Origin of the sequence: Sulfurimonas sp. HSL1-2 (assembly GCF_039645565.1) — a bacterium.
GTDB lineage: Bacteria > Campylobacterota > Campylobacteria > Campylobacterales > Sulfurimonadaceae > Thiomicrolovo > Thiomicrolovo zhangzhouensis.
On sequence record NZ_CP147914.1, the window covers coordinates 299487 to 316694 of the forward strand.

The window sequence follows — 17208 nt, forward strand, 5'->3', positions numbered from 1 at the left end:
AATGCGGGTTACTGTGCGAGGATGATGGAGCTGGCTTTGACCAGTGCATAGACGGTGTCGCCTTTGGCGACGCCGAGATCTTTGGCCGCCTCTTCGGTGATGATGGCCGTGAGCGTGGTACCGCCCATCGCCAGTTTGAGCTCGCAGCTGACCGGGCCCTCGATGATGTCGCTGACTGTCGTCTCGATCACGTTGCGTGTGCTGATTTTGCCCGGTTTCTCCTTGGCGATCATGACGAAGGATGCCTTGATGATCGCATAGACTTCCGATCCTGCCGCGAGCCCCATGTCCGTGACGGCTTCTTTGGTGATGATCGCCTTGAGCGGTGTCCCTGCCACATCCATCACGACTTCGCTGTTGACAGCGCCGCCGATGACCTCGGTCACGGTTCCTTTAATCTGATTGCGTGCACTGGTTTTCATTTTTTTTCCTTTGATCTGTTTTTCAAAGGGAAGTCTATCACAAAATAATGCCTAAAAAATAGCACTTTCTGTTAAAAAATAAATATTGTGATATCACATCATGAGCGTTTCCGAAACGAATAGCCCAAAAGCCATCACCCCCAGTGTCAGCACAAAAAACTGCGCGACACGCCACCCCAGTTTCAGGCCGCCGATCCAGAAGACGATGCCGAGTTTGACGAGCGAATTGGTGACGGAGGCGATGACGATGCCGTTCATCGCCGTCGTCATGACGAGTTTCTCGTCGCGGGTGAGCTCGGAGAGCGAAAGCGTGATGGCGTCGACGTCCGTGATGCCGGAAATGAACGAGACGATGTAGACCCCGATATCGCCGAAGCGGTTTTCGGTGAAGGCGATAGCGCCGTAGATGATGCCGAAGAGCAGCCCGAACTTCAGCGCTTCACTCAGCTGCAGCGGGTTTTTTGTCATGGCTTGGTTCTCGAGGTGGATGTCGGCGCTCTGGGAACGGCTGTAGAGGTAGTAGGTAAAGAGCAGCCCGGCTGCTGTTGCCGCGAGATAGGCCGGTGCGAGGGCTTTGGCCAGGGCGGGGGAGATGACGGCCGCTTCGAAGAGGACGCGCAGGTACATGAAGGTGCAGGCGATGGCGACCCCGGCGGCGTAGTTGTTGAGCAGTGTGGTCTGGTTGGCGAACATCTTTGACAACGATACGGCCACCCCGGTGGAGGAGACAAGCCCGCCCGCCGCGCCGGTGATGAAGAGGCCGCGCTTGTGCCCCCACAGTTTCACCGCGGCATACCCGACAAAGGAGATGGCGGCGATAATGACGGCCATCAGCCAGGTCTTGTAGGGGTTGAACAGTTCATAGGGGCCGATCATCGTGTTGGGCAGGACCGGCAGGACGACGAAGCTCATGGCCAGCAGCAACACAGCGGCACTGATGTCGGTGGAGGAGAGGTGGGATTCGAACTCTCGCAGGTGGGGCTTGATCTCGAGCAGCACGACCATCACGACGGCGATGAAGATGGCGTAGTGCTCCAGCGCGGCGTAGACCATGAGCCCCAGCAAAAAGGTGACGATTGCGGCCACCTGGGTGGTCATCCCCGTCTGGTGGAAGCGGGTGACCTTGAGGTAGTACGAGAGCCCGACGAGCACCCCGACGACCGCCGTCGCGGCGAAGACGAAGCCCGGTACCGCCTCGCCGAGCCAGCCGGCCAGGTAGCCGATGAGGGCCAGCAGCGCGAAGGTACGGCTCCCGGCGAAGCTCTCTTTGCCCCTGGGCAGGTAACTCATGGTGCGCTGCATGCCGATCATGAACCCCAGCAACAGCGCGATAAGCATCGATTTGAGTACGGCATATTCCATAGGATGATTGTACCATGTCGGCCGCGATGCGTGCTACAATGGGGCAACGGAGTTGCAAGGGGTGCCCATGAAGAAAAACCATGATAAAAAAGCGTTTCGTAAGCTGTTGAAGCGGCACCAGAAGCCGCTGCCGTGGGAACACCCCAAGCCCGACGAGGATGACCCCAAAGCGCACAAGCGCGTCAAGGCGATCATGGACCATGACAATTTTATCCAGGCCGACCGGGACCCGGCGTTTCTCCGCCGCGACGAGGTGCGGGGCGTGCGGCTGGAGGTGGACTACTTCAAGCCCGAACTGCTGCTGCGCGAACACGGCATTGAGCACACCATCGTCGTCTTCGGCTCCACGCGGATCATGGAGGAGGCGGAGGCCAAGCGGCTGATCGAGGCCTTGGAGTCGGAACGGGATGCCAAGGACGGCGAGGCCCTGGAAAAAGAGCTGGGGATCGCACGGCGGCTGCTGGCCAAGAGCCACTATTACGAAACGGCCCGTGCCTTCGGCCGCATCGTCGGCCGCAGTGGCAAAGGGCCCGAAGATACGAAGATCACCCTGATGACAGGCGGAGGGCCGGGCATCATGGAAGCGGCCAACCGCGGGGCTTTCGATGTCGGTGCCAAATCAATCGGCCTCAACATCACCCTGCCCCATGAACAGTACCCCAACCCCTACATCACCCCCGAACTCTGTTTCCAGGTGCACTACTTCGCCATCCGCAAGCTCCATTTCCTGCGGCGGGCCAAAGCCCTGGTCATCTTCCCCGGCGGCTACGGTACCCTTGACGAATGTTTCGAAGTGCTGACCCTGGTGCAGACGCGCAAGATCGACCCGATGCCCGTCATCTTCGTCGGTGAAAGCTACTGGCGGGGGATCATCAATTTCGAGATGCTTGTCGAGGAGGGGACGATCGACGAAGAGGACCGGGAACTTTTCGCTTTTGCCGAAACGGCCGATGAGGCGTGGGAGCTGATCGTCAAGTGGCACAAGAAGTGCGGCTCCCCCCTTGTGCACGATCTCAAGGGGTAGCCGTCCGCACCTGGGGCTGCGGATCCGGCGTATGCATAGCCATGCGGACCTAGGCTTTGCTTTTGAGTCCGACGAGGTAGCGGAACATCATGATCTCCCCGATAAAGGGACCGGCGAAGTTGAGCAGGGGGAAGAAGTTGAACAGCGCGGTGACGGCGGCTATGGTCCAGATGCGCTTGTCGCCCTTCTTGATCAGGCGCAGCTCGTTGGCGTTGAAGAAGAGGGCTCCGACATCGTAGGTGAAGGTGTCTTTGACGAGCCAGATCCAGAGCAGAAGCTGGACGAAGATATTGAGCACCGGCACGAAGAGCAGCGGCATCAGTACCAGGGAGGCGGCAACGAAAAGCAGGGTGTTCCTGGCGGTGTAGACCAGCGAGCGCAGTTCGGCCTCACTGTGTACATCCTCATAGGGGTAGAGCTCTTCGCGGATACGCCGCAGAAGCACCGGCGAATAGAGGCTTGTGAAAAAGAGCATGGTGATGATGGCGGCGTTGTAGAGGAAATAGAAGATCAGTAGGGTACTGACCCCGTTCTCGACGGTGTCGAAGGGGAGCATGGTCAGCAGTTTCAGCACGCCGTCGTAGATAGCACCTCCCTTGAAAAGCCATACGACGGTCCAGAAGACGGTGGACCCCAGCAGCAGCCAGACGGCGGCCCCGGTAAAATCCCGCTTGGGAAGGTTGCGGTAGAGCGTGACCGTCAGCAGCAGCGAGAGCAGGGCGACGGTGAGCATAATGGCCTGGACCCAGAGGAAGGTCGAGAGCATCCACGCCCCGTTGGAGCGGAGCATCGCAAAGGGGAGCCATTCGACGAGACGGTCGCTGAAAGCGAGAAAGTGCTCCCAGTAGATGATCCCTATGACCGCCCAGAAACCCATGGCGACCGTGGCGAAGATGACGAGGACGAGCATTGTCCTCCATCGCAGCACTTCCTCTATGCCGTCCAAAAACCCTTCGAAAAGCTCACGCATCGCAAATCCTTTTTCATAGGTGGGAGAACTATTATAGCACCCTATACTTTGGGAGTGTCAGGAGAAGCGCTCCGCGATATAACGAAGGCAGCTGCGCGCATCTTCTGCCACGACCGTATGGGCGAACATCAGGTTGTGCGACAGGGCGAAGGACTCGATGCTTTTGCCCTCCCGGCACTGCAGGTCGTCGGGTGCGAGCTGCTGATGGGCCCGCAGCCGTTCGGGCATGTGGCGGCGGTCGGCCGCGTAGGCGAAAACCGGCTTGCCGAGGGCCTCGGCGAACCCGACTTCGTAGACGGTACCGGAGTCGGGTTCGAATCCCCGGAAGGGGTTGAGATTCGCCATGACGATGTCGGCGCGGCGGATGAGGTCGATGTTCGCCTGCCGGATCGCTTCGGCGGTCTTGTGGGGGTGGTCGAAATCTTCGATGGCGTTGTCCAGGGGGAAGAGCCCCTCGAAGCCGTACGCAGTGCAGAGCTGCTTGAGGGTCTCGCCCGCGGCAAAAGGGTCGGGTTCGAAGACGTCGGGGCCGGCTAAATAGATCGTTTTCATTGTTTCCCTTCTTGATGAGGTGCTTTGTTCCCCTTTTTCTTTGCGTGCACAAAGAAAAAGCCGAACCGGGAAAAAGAAAGTGCAAAAGGCTGCCGCTTTCGGGGCATTCCAATCCTCGGTGATCCGGCTGACACGCTAATGACCGTTTCGGCCTGGACGAAAAACGGAAGCAGGCATTTCTTACGCTTCATTCTTTGCCAGGAGTTTATCTGCGATCAGCCCCTGCAGCCAGGCACCCAGTAGGATGTAGAAGCTGAGCACGAGGGTGAACCCGATGCCGAAGTAGCTGATCATGACGGGGAGCCAGGGGAGTTTGATGGCCCGGGCGTAGAAGAAGGCGACGATGAGGCTGTCGCGGGCCCCCTGGCTCCGCAGGTCGGCAAGCATGGGGTACCAGACGTAGCCGGGGCCGTGGCTGAGGATCCCGCCGAAGAGGGCGATGAACCAGCCGCGGAGCCGTGAACCTTTGCCGAGATGTTTCGCGATGCTCTTGGGTTTGAGGAAGGTGTTGAGCAGGGCGGTGAGGAAAAAGACGACCAGCAGGACGGGAAGAATCTTCATGAGGATCCCCAGGCTCTCCTCCGCCGCCGTCAGGGTTTTGTCCGGAGCGAACAGGGCGGCCGCGCCGTAGACCAGGAGGGTGACGGCGAGCAGGATGCAGCCGTTGCATTTCAGTGCGGGGGCCGGCGCTTTTTTCATGAGAGCCCCTGCAGCGTCAAGGCCGTGGCGAAGCCGATCAGCATCGCGAAAAGGAAACTGAGTAGGTTGCGGACAAGGGTGAAACGCGCTCCGAAGAGGGAGGCTTCGAGCGGCAGCTGTATGATCCCGAGCGTCACCCACGCGAGGATAAAGGCGGTGACGGCATAGAGGGAGATCCCCTGGCCGAGCAGCTCACCGCCGATGATATAGCTGATGACGGGCTGGCCGATGGAGATCCCGCCGATGACGGTCCCGATAAGGGTGTCAAGGAGGGGGGAGCCGCTGAAGAGGGTGCGAAGCATCTCCGGGGAGACAAAGGCCTGGAAGAGGCCGACCAGCCCGATCACGGCGAGGAGCATCGGCGTCATGGCGGCGAGGGAGCGCAGGGCTTTGACAAAGGCCTCTTTGGTGCGGGAGTTCTCTTTCATAAAGACGATTGTAGCGAAACCCCTTGCCGAAAGGGGGTCACGACTGCTCTTTTTCTCGGCGGGCGATCTCGTCGATGTTGAGGCGGACGAAGCGGTAGCTGACATAGATGATCAGCGGCCAGGAGGCGAACCAGATCAGTGAGGATGTGTAGTCCATTGCGGGCTCCTTAATAGTTGTGCGCATCGGGCGCGGTGATCTCTTCTTCGGTGATCTTGACCCGGTCCATCTGCCGCCATGCGTAGGCGATGTAGGCGAGGACAAAGGGCACCATCAGCGAGACGTAGCTCATCACGGTCAGCGTATAGAGGCTGCCCGAGGCATTCTCGATCGTGAGCGAGTGCTGGAGGTCGTGCGTCGAGGGGTAGAAGGCCGTGCCGTTGAAGCCGACGGCGAGCAGCACCGCCATAACGGTGAGCACGATTCCGACCCCGTTGGTCCAGGCGCAGCAGCTCTTGCCGCGGAAGACCGTGTTGAAGACCGAGAGCAGGACCATGACGACCCCGGCGAGGAACATGATGCCCACAACCGGCATCTCGATGAAGTTCCAGAAGTATTTGTTCGGCACCATCGAGACCGCTTTGGTGGCGGCATCGTAGGCAAAACCGTCCTTGAGGAAGATCCACGCGACGAAGCCGAGGAAAAAAGGCAGGAACCAGACGATGTTGCGTTTGATCATCGTTCGGGCCTTGGCCTCGATCGGGGCATGGTCGATGCTCGAGATGAAATACATCCCGGCCGCGATGCGCACAAGGAAGAGCAGTGCGAATCCGAGCAGGTAGTTCATCGGGTTCAGCAACGCTTCGAGGCCCCTGGAAGCCCCCTGCCAGTGGACGAAGTTATTGTCATCGAGGGCGAAATCCGCACCGCTGAAGAAGGTGCTGATGGCGATGCCGAGCAGCACGACGCCGAGGCTGCCGTTGATGTACAAGAAGGCCTCGTAGGTCTTCTGCCCCAGGACGTTGTCGGGCTTCTTGCGGTACTCGTAGCTGACTGCCTGGATGATAAAACAGAAGAGGATGACCATCCAGACCCAGTACGCCCCGCCGAAACTCGTGGCATAAAAGAGGGGGAATGCGGCAAAGAGCGCCCCGCCGAAAAGGACCAGGGTCGTAAAGCCGAGCTCCCATTTGCGCCCCAGGGAGTTGACGAGCATCGTCTTCTCCGTTTCGTTGTCGCTGAGCTGATTCAGCAGGGTCTGTCCCCCCTGGATAAACATGATATAGACAAAGAGTCCGCCCAGCAGGCTGATGATGATCCACCAGTACTGCTGCAATTGTAAAAAGGTGAGTGCTTCAAACATCAGTGATCTCCTCCGTCGGGTCCGATTTTGATCTGGCGGAGCATGATCTTTATCTCCGCGACGAGCAGCGCCGTAAAGAGCGCTGCGAACATCCAGAAGGTCGTCTGGACGCTGCTGCTCGAGATGTCCGTCATCGCGATGCCGACGGGCAGCAGATCCTGCACGGCCCAGGGCTGGCGGCCGACCTCGGCGACGATCCAGCCCGCCTCGGCGGCGATGTAGCCCAGCGGGATCGACCAGATGGCGAGCCAAAGGAGTTTGCGGAAGCGGGTGATCTCGTTGGCCATCGTCAGGTAGAGCAGGGCGAGGAACAGGAGAATGAACCAGCTCCCCAGCCCGACCATGACGTGGAAGCTGTAGAAGGTCAGGGCGATCGGCGGGACGATATCCTCGGGTTTTTCGAGGTAGCCGTAGCCGAAATCGGCGATGTTGGCTTCGATGACGCCGCGCGCCTCTGCGGCAGCGGTGTCATCGCCCGCTTTCACGGCCGCTTTGTACTCCTTGAAGGCCGCCACAGCCGTTTTGCCGCGGTCGATCCGCGCCTGTGCCGGTTCGATGCCGTGCTTCTCGTTGCCGTAGACGAGGTCGTCCAGCCCCGGCACGAAGGCGTCGATATCGTGGTAGCCCAGGAAGGAGAGGGCGTAGGGGATCTCGATATCGCCGTAGAACTCATGGCGGTCGTCGCCGAGCTGCTTGTCGGGGTTGAGGATACCGAAGGCGATGATGCCCGCGCGGGTCTCGCCTTTGTAGAGCCCCTCCATCGCGGCCAGTTTTACCGGCTGTTTCTGCGCGACGTTGTAGGCGCTCTCATCGCCGCTGAGCGCGAGGAAGAGCGATACGAGCAGGCCGAAGGAGGCGCCGACGACCATGCTGCGCTTGGCGATCAGAACGTCACGGTTTTTCAGCAGGTACCAGCCGGAGATCCCGACGACGAAGAGGCCGGCGATGACGTAGCCGCTGCTGATGGTGTGCAGGAACTTCGACATGGCCACCGGGGAGAGAACGACGTCCCAGAAGGAGACCATCTCGTTACGGGCGGTGTCGGGGTTGAAGGCCATGCCGACGGGGTACTGCATCCAGCCGTTGGCGACGAGGATCCAGAGCGCGGAGAGGTTCGAGCCGATCGCGACGAGCCAGGTGGAGAGGAGGTGAAAGCCTTTGCTCACCTTGTCCCAGCCGAAGAACATGACGGCGAAGAAGGTCGACTCCATGAAGAAGGCGAGGATCCCCTCTACCGCCAGCGGTGCGCCGAAGATGTCGCCGACGAACCAGGAGTAGTTGGCCCAGTTGGTCCCGAACTCGAACTCCATGATCAGCCCCGTGGCGACGCCGACGGCGAAGTTGATGGCGAAGAGCGTCATCCAGAACTTCGTCGCCCGCTTCCACTGCGGGTCGTTGGTGCGGACATAGAGGGTCTCCATGATCGCGACGATAAAGGAGAGCCCCAGCGTCAGCGGGACGAACAGGAAGTGGTAGATCGCCGTCAGGGCAAACTGGGCCCGTGCCCAGTCAACGCTTGCGGCCGTTTCATACAGCATTATTTTTCCTTTGATTTTATTTCATAAACTAAAAGGGACCCTATCCCTTTTGCCGCGGGATGAACCAAGTCCATCCCGCTTTCGCTCGCCGCTAAGGCGCTGAAGCACAAAGAAGCTGTCGGCTTCTTCGTGGAGCACCATGGGCGCGTGGATCTATCGAAAATGGATTTTACGATGCATCAATGCCCGATTTTCGGCATGCCTTGCCTCTTGATGGGGCGCAGGGGTGTCAAAATCGGGCGTGAATCGTGTGCTTACGGTGTGTTCATCAATTGCCGGCTCACGAACTCCTGCCGTGCTTCGTCACTGTCGAAGCGGTTTTGCAGGGTGTCGCTGAAAAAGAGGACTTTGATCACACCGAAAAGAATGAGCAGTTTGACAGCCACGACGGTCCAGAGCGTGCGGCCCAGCCGCATGGCGCTGAACCCGTCACGGTAAAAACGGTAAAGGGCTGCCAGTTTCATTTTTTTTCCTTGTTCAGTGGGTGGAACAGGTCCCTTTGCCGCCGAGGGCGCCGAGGGCGTTCTGCATCAGGCGCTCGACGGAGTCGCGTACCGTCGCCGATTCGCGGTCCACATAGACGGAGAGTCCCGCCTGTTCAAATCCTTTGGCCGGGGAGCCGCCGATCCCCGAGACAACCAGGGCGTCGGGGTGCAGGGCCATGATATTGGCGACGGCGTTGCCGCAGCCCCCGGCATCGTGGCCCGGGTTGACGATTCCTTCGACATCCATTATACGATTATTTTCGACGGTGACGAGGGTATAGAACTTCGCCTTGCCGAAGTGCGCCCCGCGGCGGGAGAGGAACCCCATGTCCTCATCGGTAGGGAATACGATTTTCATGCTGCTTTCTCCTCCAGGTAGTTTTTGACGGCTTCGTCGGCAGTTTCGCCGTGTTTTTCGCGGATCTTCTTGACGGTGATGCCGGCGCGGTCGACCGCCTCTTTCATATGCGTTCCGATCATGCGTACGAGCATCATCTCGACGCCGGCGAGGTTGGAGAGGCTCTTGCCGTGCCCCTTGATATGTTCCTCGTCTTCGGGGTGGTGATGCCCGTGGTGGCCGCCGTGCTCTTCATGGTCATGGTGGTCGAGATGATCGTCATGGGCATGCCCGCTCTGCGGCGCTTCGACGATCCGCTCAAATACGGTGTCGTCGAAAAGAGCGTAGTAGGGGGCCTGCCCCGTCCGTTTGACGATTTTGAGGTTTTCACCCTCTACGGGGACTGCGATTTTCATTTTTCATCCTTTAACGGTGCGTTTTTGGTCGTATCGGAAGCGGCGAGCGCGACGATGCCCCCTTTGAGCACCTGCACGTTCTTGATTCCGATCATCTTCAGCCCCATGGCCGCCATCGTCGCTCTACTTCCGGAGTAGCAGACGATGACGATCGGGCGGTCAGTGGGGAGGGCGTCGAGGTTCGGTTTTTCGAACAGATGCTCGACGGGGACGTGTCTGGAGCCTGCACCGCCCAGACCGACGACGGAGGCTTCCCCGTCGGTCCGGATGTCGAGCAGGAGCATCGGTTTGGCTTCGCGCAGCATCTTCATGACGTCGTCGGCTTTGACGAAGAGCGTCGATTCTGCACACGCCTTTTGGGTCATATGGGAGAAGAAGCCGTTGAACTCTGCGGCCTTGGCAGTGTCATAGGCAAAGGCCGAAGTGGTCAGTGCCGCAGCTGCGATCAGGGTCAATATGGATTTATTCATTTACACCACCTTATAAAAAAGATCTGACAGCATTATAATACCTGACGATTAAACCAAAATAAAAATATAGTTTTATCGTCATTTGAGAGTGGTTTTCAATTGGATGAGACGATTTCGTATGGTGCGGTATCAGCGGTAGTAGGCGGAAAAGAGCGTGTAGAGTTCGGGGTAGTGCTGCTCGAAAGCGTCGGGCTGCATAAAGTAGCGTTCGGAAGCGACGGCAAAAAACTCGGCCATGTCCGTGGCCGCGTAGGTGCCGAGGAGCTGCTGCTTTTCGTTCAGATGGCCGTGGTCGGCGGCGTTCCTGAGGTGACTGAACTCCCGGGTCAGATGATGCTCCCATTGGGGGGCGAGCTCCTTTGGGAGCAGCGGAAGCCCGTCGGTCAGCCCGTCCTCGAAGTCCAGGAGATGGGCGAATTCGTGAATGACGACGTTGTATTCGGAGGGGTGGTAGGCCTCGGCTTCCACGTCGGGCCAGGCGAAGACGACGGTGTCGTGGGAGGATTGCCCGTCCAGCACCGAGCGCTGTTCGGAGACGATTCCGCCGTGTTCGTGAAACTCGTCGACGAGGAAACCGTCCGCGTAGATGATGATGCCGCCCAGTGTCGGGTAGTCGTAGGATTCGGGGCGGTGGCGCACCATCATGCAGGCGTAGAAGGCGATGAGGACTTTCATCTCCTCCGTGACCTCGATCCCGACCCCGCTGAAGGGCTTCGTGTGGACAAAGCGCAGGACGGCGCGTTCGATCTTCCGGCGGGCTTCATTTTCCAGCTGCGGGTAGTGGAGCGTCCGCTCCAGGTAACGTCGCCACTGTTCGGGAAAAGGCATGGTACGCAGGGTTTCCAGTAGCCTGCTTTGCCGGCGGCTTCGATAAAAGGAGATGAAGGCCCAGATCAGAAAAAGTAAAAAAAAGATGGATAAAAGCGCGAGAGGATACGTCATGGTATGCGCCCATTCGTTGGAGCAAACGGCCAACACTCCAGGGAGGCCGTCTGATAGTGCAATCTTAACACAGCTTGCTTAGGCAGGTCTGAGGGGTACAGGCCCTCTGCGGACGGCTTAAGCATCGGCGGGAGAACGCAGGTCGATGAGGCGCGCATCCGGGATCTGCTTTTGGATGATCCAGCCGGCGAGGTCGAACCATGCCACCCCGCTGGCGAGGATCTCCGAATCGGCGGTGACGGCGACGCCGCCGCACCGTTTCACCTTGGCATCGACCTCGTCGGCCGTGAGCGCCTCCATCGGGACCGAGAGCCTGCGCGCGGTACCGTTGACGAGGGCGGCCACTCTTCCGCTGTTGGAAACGGGTCGGTCGAAGAGCCATTGCGCTTCGGCGATCCCGGCCTTTTTGAGCGAAGTTGCGGCGAGAACGATGGCATCCTCGGTCTCGGCCCGCAGGGCATAAGAGCCGTGGATATTGGCGATATCGCGGTAACAGCCGTCCGTCCCGATGAGGATGATGCCGCCGCCCAGCGCCGTTTCGAGGGTGATGAGCAGGTTGAAGCCGTCGATGCAGAGTGTTTTGCCCCGCAGCGCCCCGAACGCCAAGGGGGTGTTACGCACCGCGCCGTCACCGGCGGTGTGCACGATGGCGAGCCGTTCGCGCTCGACGAGCTGGAAATGGTTGCCGACCAGCGTCAGGGCGGCCTTGGTGCTGTAGCCGCGCCGCAGCAGCCACGAGAGGTCGCCGACCGCCTGCCGCAGCACGGCAAGCCGCTCCGGATCGAAAAAGAGGGTGTCTTCGGGGGCCAATCCACGATGTTTGCGCATATAAGGGTACCTCTGGAAACCCTATATTGTACTATACTATCCGTATGAAACTGACCTTCCTTGGAACGAGCGCGGGGAAACCGACGAAGGAGCGCAACGTCACGGCGCTGGCGCTTCAGATGGAGCAGGACCCGCAGTGGTACCTCTTCGACTGCGGGGAGGGGACGCAGCACCAGCTGCTGCGTACGCACCCCTCCGTCGGAAAACTGGCCGCGATTTTCATCACCCACATGCACGGCGACCATATCTTCGGGCTGCCGGGGCTGCTGGCCTCAAAACGGATGGACCGGGCCTTCCGGCCGCTGCGGATCTACGGCCCCAGGGGAATTGCCGCGTTCATCAACTGCTTCATGCAGACCGATGCCGACTACCTGGGGTACGATCTGCAGATCATCGAGTACGCTGCGGGGGAACAGTTTGTCTTTGACCGCTTCCGCGTCACCGTTTTGCCGCTGGTGCACTCCATCGAGAGCCATGCCTTCCTGATCAAGGAGAACGACACCGCCAACCGGCTCGACGAGGCGAAGCTGCGCCGTGACGGGCTGGAACCTTCATCGCTTTACGGCGAGCTGAAAAGGGGTCTGACCGTCACCCATGCGGGGCGGGTCTACGAACCGCAGGCGTACATGCTGCAGCCGGTGCGTGGACGTTCACTCCTTATCGCCGGCGATAATGCGGAGCCTGCCGTGCTGGGCGCGGCACTGGAGGGGCTCGACCTTCTGGTGCACGAATGCACCTATACCCAGGAGATCTACGACAGCCTCGTCGAAAAACAGCTGCACACGACGGCCCGCGATCTGGGCCGTGCCGTAGGGGCTGCCGGCGTCGGCGCGCTCATCGCGACGCACATCAGTCCCCGCTTCGGCAGGGGCGGTCCCCACGAATTGACGGAAATAGAGCAGGAAATCCGCTCGGCCTACGGCGGCCCACTCTTTATCGCCGAGGATTTCGACGTGTTCCGGCTCGGGCGGGACAGGAAGATTGAACGGGAGTGATCAGGGGATCGGCGGCGGGGTGCGCTCCTCGCCGAGGTAGGCGTAGCTTTTGCCGATCCGCGCGATGGGATCGAAGGTAATCGTCATGCGCTCTTCATCCGTGATGCAGACAACGTCGACGAACTGCGACTTGATCTCGACAATGAGCGGGATCGTCTTGCTCTCCCCCAGGTCGACTTCGCTGTAGAAGTCGCAGAAAAAGGCGACGGGGGCACCCTCGATCATCGGCGGGTACCCCGGCACGGGGCGCGTGTGGGGGATGGCGAAGTGTTCCGCTTCGCTGACGTGGGCTTCAAGCTCCTTGGAGGAGAGGTGCAGCTGTTCAAGCTGCGCTTCCGAAGCGATGCAGACGGTGCATTTTTGCGTTTCGCGCAGGTTGCGCAGGGTGTCCTTGGGCGTGCCGTCACTTTTGTGTCCGACGGAGAAGAGCATCGTCGGCGGGTTCGAGGAGAGGCCGGTGAAGTAGCTGAACGGTGCCACGTTCACGACGCCGTTGCTCTCGGTGACGACCCAGGCGATGGGACGGGGAATGACGGATTGCGACATCAGTTTATAGATGTCCGAGGCGGATACGGTGTCGTAGTTAACGAGCATCAGGGTCTCCTTGGGAGGGTTTCTCGCGCAAAAAGGCGCGGATGGATTTTTTGAATTGTACTGCATCCTCTTTGCCACTGCCGTACTGCTGCCGGTGGTAGAGGCGGTCGACTTCGGCCAGAGCGCTGCCGGGGTGGGCCGCGAGGTAGCGTGCGAAAAATGTGTGCAGGGTCTCCCCCTCCTCCCGAACGAAGCCGCTGCGCTGCAGCCTTGAGAGCAGGGGGCGCAGCAGGCAAAGGAGCCTGTTGCCGCAGCGTGGGCGGCGCAGCCAGAGGAAGAGCGCCGCGCTCGCCAGCACGAGCAGGGCGAAGGCGGCGGCGAGTCTGGCGGCAAAGGCCGGGTCTTTTTTGACCTTTTCGAGCAGCCGCATCTGCCGGAAGTGGCTGTACTGCAGCACCCAGGTTTCCACCTGGTACTTGACATAGAGCAGGTAGAGATTCAGGCGGGTGAGGCGGTCGCTGTTGTCTTCGAGGGTACCGGTCCGGCGCAGCAGCTCTGCGCTCTCGTCGTCGACAAAGGCGGCGGCCGCCGTTGTTTCGACGCGCTGCCAGTGGCCGTTGACATAGACCTCGGCCCAGGCATGGGCATCGCGCTCCTTGACGGCGAGGTAGTTGTTGACGCTGTTTTTGCGGTCGGCTTTGTAGCCGGTCACGACGCGGGCGGGCAGGCCTGCCAGCCTTGAGAGCGTGACGAAGGCGCCTGCAAAATGGACGCAGTACCCCTTGCGTTTGTCAAAGAGGAAGCTGTCGGCCGTACGGTTCAGGTCGAGGGGTTCCGGGCGCAGGCTGTAAGTGAGGTTCTGGTCGCGGAAAAAACGGAAAAGGGCACCGAGGCGCTGTTTCGGGTCGGGGTTGGCCGCCACGATGCTTTCGGCCGCGGCACTGCTGCGCGGATGGGCGCTGCGGTTGACGTCGAGGGCGTAGGCCAGCACCGTGCGTTCGGTCCTACTGCCGTAGCGGTAGACGAGGGCCGAGCCCGCATCGTAGTGCTGCGGTTCGTCGATGGGCTTCTCCAGCGTCGTTTCGAAATCGGCGTTGATCGTTGCCCCCTCCGGGGCTTCGAGCGGCAGGTCGAGAAGGTAGAGCCACTTCTTGTGGGTCGGGTAGAGCGACACCTTGTAAGCGGTTACCTTCTCGATCGTACGGTACATACCCTCCTGGGCACGCTGTTTCGGTGCAAAGGCTCTTCGGACATAGGCCGGGAGCGGTTCCCAGTGATCTTTTTTGTCGCGGTAGAGGACACTGCCACGGAAATAGAGCTGCTCCTCGGGCGGGATCGCGCCCAGGAACCCCACCTCCATGACGATGCGTTCGGAGGGCACGAGCAGGGCGGCGCCGTCCATGCGCATCGTACCGTCGTGGCCGGTGCGGGTGATGTCGTCGCCCCGGAAACCGTAGGAGGCGTGCTCGAAGGAGATGCGGGGGAAAAAGAAAAAGAGCAGCACGACCCAGGGCAGGGAGAGGGCGAAGAGCATCCCCGTGATCCGGAGGCTTGAGAGCGCATCGGCACGGGTACGGTAGGCGAGGATCAGCCACAGCAGCACAAAGACCTCGAAAACAACGTAACCAAGCATCGCGATGGAGTCGAAAAAGAAGAGCGACAGGGCCAGCAGCAGTACGGGGGAGATGAGCAGGTAGAAGTTGATCGTGCGGGTGAGCCGCTGCAGGCTGACGGCGAGCAGCAGCAGGTAGAGGATCAGCTCGACGAAGAGTTTCAACCGCGAGAGGCCTGCGAAGTTGAATGCCCCGTAGATGGAGAAGAAGACGGCAAGCAGGCCGGTCAGGGCGACGAGCATGAGGGTCGCCGTACTCCCCTTTTTCCCGACGAGCAGCAGCGTGAGCACGAGCAGCAGGAAAAGCAGCATCGGGGCTTTGACGAGCAGCAGAAGGGGCGTGATGACGGCGAGGTAGGCGAGGTCCAGCAGAAAGAGCTCGCGCGATGCGCTCCAGCCCTGCAGGCGGGCGGCGATGCGTCCCGGCTGCTTCGCCGAGGGATCAGTAGAGCGCCAGAGTAGTGAGAATCGCATTGATCCCCTCCTTCTTGCTGTCGAGTACCTTGCGGGGCATGACGATGGTAAAAGGGAGCCGTGCCGCCTCGCATTCGAGGGCCCAGAGGGTCAGTTGCGAAAGGCGGCTCTCGTCGTCCCTGCCGCTGCGCAGAAATTCGAACCGGAGGGTCTCCGTCTGCCGTTCCCGGTCGAAGTTTTTAACGGCGAGTTCCCCCCTGGCGACGGAGGGCCAGTGGATGCGCGAAGGGCTCTCCGCCCCGCTGTAGCTGCGCAGACCCTCGAAATCCGTCTCGTCCCCGAAAGGGGAGCGCTGGCGCAGCAGAAAACTGCGCAGGGGTTCGCCTTTGGGTTCGGGGAAGACGATGCGCTCGCAACTCTTGCCGATGTCGAGGACGAAACGCACCGTCGAGAGGGGAAAGAGGCTTTGAAGAGTGCAGGGGCCCGCTTCGAACCGGCCGCGCCGTTCGGGGGCGAGCGGCAGTGCGGCGGTCACGGTCGTATGCGGGGGGATCTCGGGCAGAGGCTTGACGCTTCCGGCGCCGTGGAGCTCCACGGCCCAGGCGCCCAGGGCGGAGGTGTTGCGGATCTTGAAGTGGCAGGTTCCGCCCCGACGGGCGAAAAGCCGTTCGCAGCCGCTTTGTTCCGCTTCGAGGCAGCCGAGGTTACGCAGCCCGAGCGGCCCGGCGGCAAACGCGCTGGCAAAGACGAAAAAAAGGGTGATATAGACGAGGTTGAAGTTGTGCATGTAGGCCTCGAGAAAGAGGCCGAACAGCAGGACGACGACGAGGAGGCTGAAACGCGTTGCCCGCTGGCGGACGCGTTTACGCATCCGCCGAAACGTGCGAAAAGAGCTCATGGCGGAGGCGTGCGAGGGTCGTGACGCCCTCTTTGAAGGCGAGGCGGTGGAGACAGACTTCGCCGGCCACGGCCTGGACGTCGTCGGGGATGGCATAGTCGCGTCCGTGCAGGTGCGCCCAGGCGCGGGTCATGGCCGTCATGGCCAGGGCGCCGCGGGTGGAGAGGCCGTAAACGAAGCGGCCGCTGTCACGGGTATAGGTGATCAGTGACTGGAGGTAGTCCAGCAGCATCGGGCTGAGGTGGACGTTCTGCACGGCATTCATTGCGGCTGTGATGGCTGTGGCATCAATCAACGGCACTGCCGCGGCGGCGCGCCTTCCTCCTCCCAGCAGCACCGCGCGTTCCGCCTCCTTGTCGGGGTAGCCGATCCCGAACGAGCAGAGGAAACGGTCCAGCTGGGAATGTGGCAGTGCGAAGGTACCGACCTCTTCGTAGGGGTTCTGGGTCGCGATGACGAAGAAGGGCTCTTTGAGATCGTGGCTTTTGCCGTCGATGGTGACGTGGTGCTCCTCCATCGCCTCGAGCAGCGCGGACTGGGTCTTGGGCATGGAGCGGTTGATTTCGTCGGCGAGGAGGAACTGGGTGAAGATGGCCCCCTTTTTCAGGACGAACTTGCCGCTCTCCTGGTCGAAGTAGCTCACCCCGAGGATGTCCGAGGGGAGCAGGTCGCCGGTAAACTGGATGCGCCCGAAATCGAGCCCCATCACGCCGGCGAAGGTTTTGGCGAGGGTCGTTTTCCCGACGCCGGGGATGTCCTCGAGCAGGACGTGCCCCCCGGCAAAGAAGGCGGCGAGCGTCAGGGAGATGGCGTGGCGTTTGCCGAGCAGGTGCGCTTCGACGGCGTCGACAAGCGGCAGGAATTCCGGGGCGATAGTCTCATTCATGGCCTTATCATAGCATAGGCTCTGCTGCGATGCTCAAAAAGTTTGAATGATTTTAAAAATAATATTGATTTATTGTTTATATTTATCTGTATTAT

At 60.4% G+C, this 17208-nt stretch carries 20 protein-coding genes; 2 read left to right on the top strand and 18 right to left on the bottom strand.

Annotated elements, in window-relative coordinates; translation table 11 throughout:
* Positions 1-8 precede the first annotated feature (8 nt).
* Both WCX18_RS01560 and WCX18_RS01565 read right to left on the bottom strand, forming a co-directional pair.
* The gene (locus WCX18_RS01560) at positions 9-422 is read right to left on the bottom strand and encodes a TOBE domain-containing protein (protein ID WP_345988978.1); all 414 of its coding nucleotides are present in this window, start codon (positions 420-422) and stop codon (positions 9-11) included.
* Positions 423-515: 93 nt separating this feature from the next.
* Entirely contained in the window at positions 516-1784 is a 1269-nt protein-coding gene (locus WCX18_RS01565) for an MgtC/SapB family protein (protein WP_345988980.1), read from the bottom strand.
* 67 nt (positions 1785-1851) lie between these two features.
* On the opposite strand from WCX18_RS01565, the gene WCX18_RS01570 reads away from it, so the two are divergent.
* Positions 1852-2808 carry a TIGR00730 family Rossman fold protein gene (locus tag WCX18_RS01570; protein ID WP_345988982.1) on the top strand — a complete coding sequence of 319 codons (957 nt, stop codon included), beginning with the start codon at positions 1852-1854 and terminating at the stop codon, positions 2806-2808.
* Positions 2809-2857: 49 nt separating this feature from the next.
* Here WCX18_RS01570 and WCX18_RS01575 read toward each other — a convergent pair whose 3' ends face one another.
* The 12 genes from WCX18_RS01575 to WCX18_RS01630 all read right to left on the bottom strand — a co-directional run bounded on the left by WCX18_RS01575 (position 2858) and on the right by WCX18_RS01630 (position 11774).
* Positions 2858-3778: an EI24 domain-containing protein gene (locus tag WCX18_RS01575; protein ID WP_345988984.1), complete on the bottom strand. Its 921-nt coding sequence runs from the start codon at positions 3776-3778 to the stop codon at positions 2858-2860.
* A 57-nt stretch (positions 3779-3835) separates the two neighbouring features.
* The gene (locus WCX18_RS01580) at positions 3836-4330 is read right to left on the bottom strand and encodes a nucleoside 2-deoxyribosyltransferase (RefSeq protein WP_345988986.1); all 495 of its coding nucleotides are present in this window, start codon (positions 4328-4330) and stop codon (positions 3836-3838) included.
* Between the two features lie 180 nt (positions 4331-4510).
* Entirely contained in the window at positions 4511-5029 is a 519-nt protein-coding gene (locus tag WCX18_RS01585; RefSeq protein ID WP_345988988.1) for a permease, read from the bottom strand.
* Positions 5026-5457, bottom strand: a complete 432-nt coding sequence (locus WCX18_RS01590) for a permease (protein WP_345988990.1) — start codon at positions 5455-5457, stop codon at positions 5026-5028. Before WCX18_RS01590 ends, WCX18_RS01585 begins: the two co-directional genes overlap by 4 nt.
* Before the next feature lie 167 nt (positions 5458-5624).
* Entirely contained in the window at positions 5625-6758 is a 1134-nt protein-coding gene (gene cydB / locus WCX18_RS01595; protein ID WP_345988992.1) for a cytochrome d ubiquinol oxidase subunit II, read from the bottom strand.
* Entirely contained in the window at positions 6758-8296 is a 1539-nt protein-coding gene (locus WCX18_RS01600) for a cytochrome ubiquinol oxidase subunit I (RefSeq protein ID WP_345988994.1), read from the bottom strand. The genes cydB and WCX18_RS01600 overlap by 1 nt, the downstream gene beginning before the upstream one ends.
* A gap of 254 nt (positions 8297-8550) precedes the next feature.
* The gene (locus WCX18_RS01605) at positions 8551-8760 is read right to left on the bottom strand and encodes a DUF4492 domain-containing protein (RefSeq protein WP_345988996.1); all 210 of its coding nucleotides are present in this window, start codon (positions 8758-8760) and stop codon (positions 8551-8553) included.
* 13 nt (positions 8761-8773) lie between these two features.
* Positions 8774-9139, bottom strand: a complete 366-nt coding sequence (locus WCX18_RS01610) for a NifB/NifX family molybdenum-iron cluster-binding protein (RefSeq protein WP_345988998.1) — start codon at positions 9137-9139, stop codon at positions 8774-8776.
* Positions 9136-9534: a NifB/NifX family molybdenum-iron cluster-binding protein gene (locus WCX18_RS01615; RefSeq protein WP_345989000.1), complete on the bottom strand. Its 399-nt coding sequence runs from the start codon at positions 9532-9534 to the stop codon at positions 9136-9138. The genes WCX18_RS01610 and WCX18_RS01615 overlap by 4 nt, the downstream gene beginning before the upstream one ends.
* Positions 9531-10004 carry a rhodanese-like domain-containing protein gene (locus WCX18_RS01620; RefSeq protein WP_345989002.1) on the bottom strand — a complete coding sequence of 158 codons (474 nt, stop codon included), beginning with the start codon at positions 10002-10004 and terminating at the stop codon, positions 9531-9533. The genes WCX18_RS01615 and WCX18_RS01620 overlap by 4 nt, the downstream gene beginning before the upstream one ends.
* 129 nt (positions 10005-10133) lie before the next feature.
* Positions 10134-10946: a M90 family metallopeptidase gene (locus WCX18_RS01625; RefSeq protein WP_345989004.1), complete on the bottom strand. Its 813-nt coding sequence runs from the start codon at positions 10944-10946 to the stop codon at positions 10134-10136.
* Between the two features lie 117 nt (positions 10947-11063).
* The gene (locus WCX18_RS01630) at positions 11064-11774 is read right to left on the bottom strand and encodes a DUF434 domain-containing protein (protein ID WP_345989006.1); all 711 of its coding nucleotides are present in this window, start codon (positions 11772-11774) and stop codon (positions 11064-11066) included.
* 44 nt (positions 11775-11818) lie between these two features.
* On the opposite strand from WCX18_RS01630, the gene WCX18_RS01635 reads away from it, so the two are divergent.
* Positions 11819-12769 (top strand): MBL fold metallo-hydrolase, encoded by a 951-nt coding sequence (locus WCX18_RS01635; RefSeq protein ID WP_345989007.1) that lies wholly within the window; start codon positions 11819-11821, stop codon positions 12767-12769.
* On the opposite strand, the gene WCX18_RS01640 is transcribed toward WCX18_RS01635, so the two are convergent.
* The 4 genes from WCX18_RS01640 to WCX18_RS01655 are packed head-to-tail and all read right to left on the bottom strand — an operon-like array spanning position 12770 to position 17113.
* Positions 12770-13363: a flavin reductase family protein gene (locus tag WCX18_RS01640; protein WP_345989009.1), complete on the bottom strand. Its 594-nt coding sequence runs from the start codon at positions 13361-13363 to the stop codon at positions 12770-12772.
* The gene (locus WCX18_RS01645) at positions 13353-15389 is read right to left on the bottom strand and encodes a DUF3488 and transglutaminase-like domain-containing protein (RefSeq protein ID WP_345989010.1); all 2037 of its coding nucleotides are present in this window, start codon (positions 15387-15389) and stop codon (positions 13353-13355) included. Before WCX18_RS01645 ends, WCX18_RS01640 begins: the two co-directional genes overlap by 11 nt.
* Positions 15358-16200 (bottom strand): DUF58 domain-containing protein, encoded by an 843-nt coding sequence (locus WCX18_RS01650; protein WP_345989012.1) that lies wholly within the window; start codon positions 16198-16200, stop codon positions 15358-15360. Before WCX18_RS01650 ends, WCX18_RS01645 begins: the two co-directional genes overlap by 32 nt.
* Complete coding sequence (locus WCX18_RS01655; RefSeq protein WP_345989013.1) at positions 16193-17113, bottom strand: AAA family ATPase; 921 nt, start codon at positions 17111-17113, stop codon at positions 16193-16195. The genes WCX18_RS01650 and WCX18_RS01655 overlap by 8 nt, the downstream gene beginning before the upstream one ends.
* Positions 17114-17208: the final 95 nt, after the last annotated feature.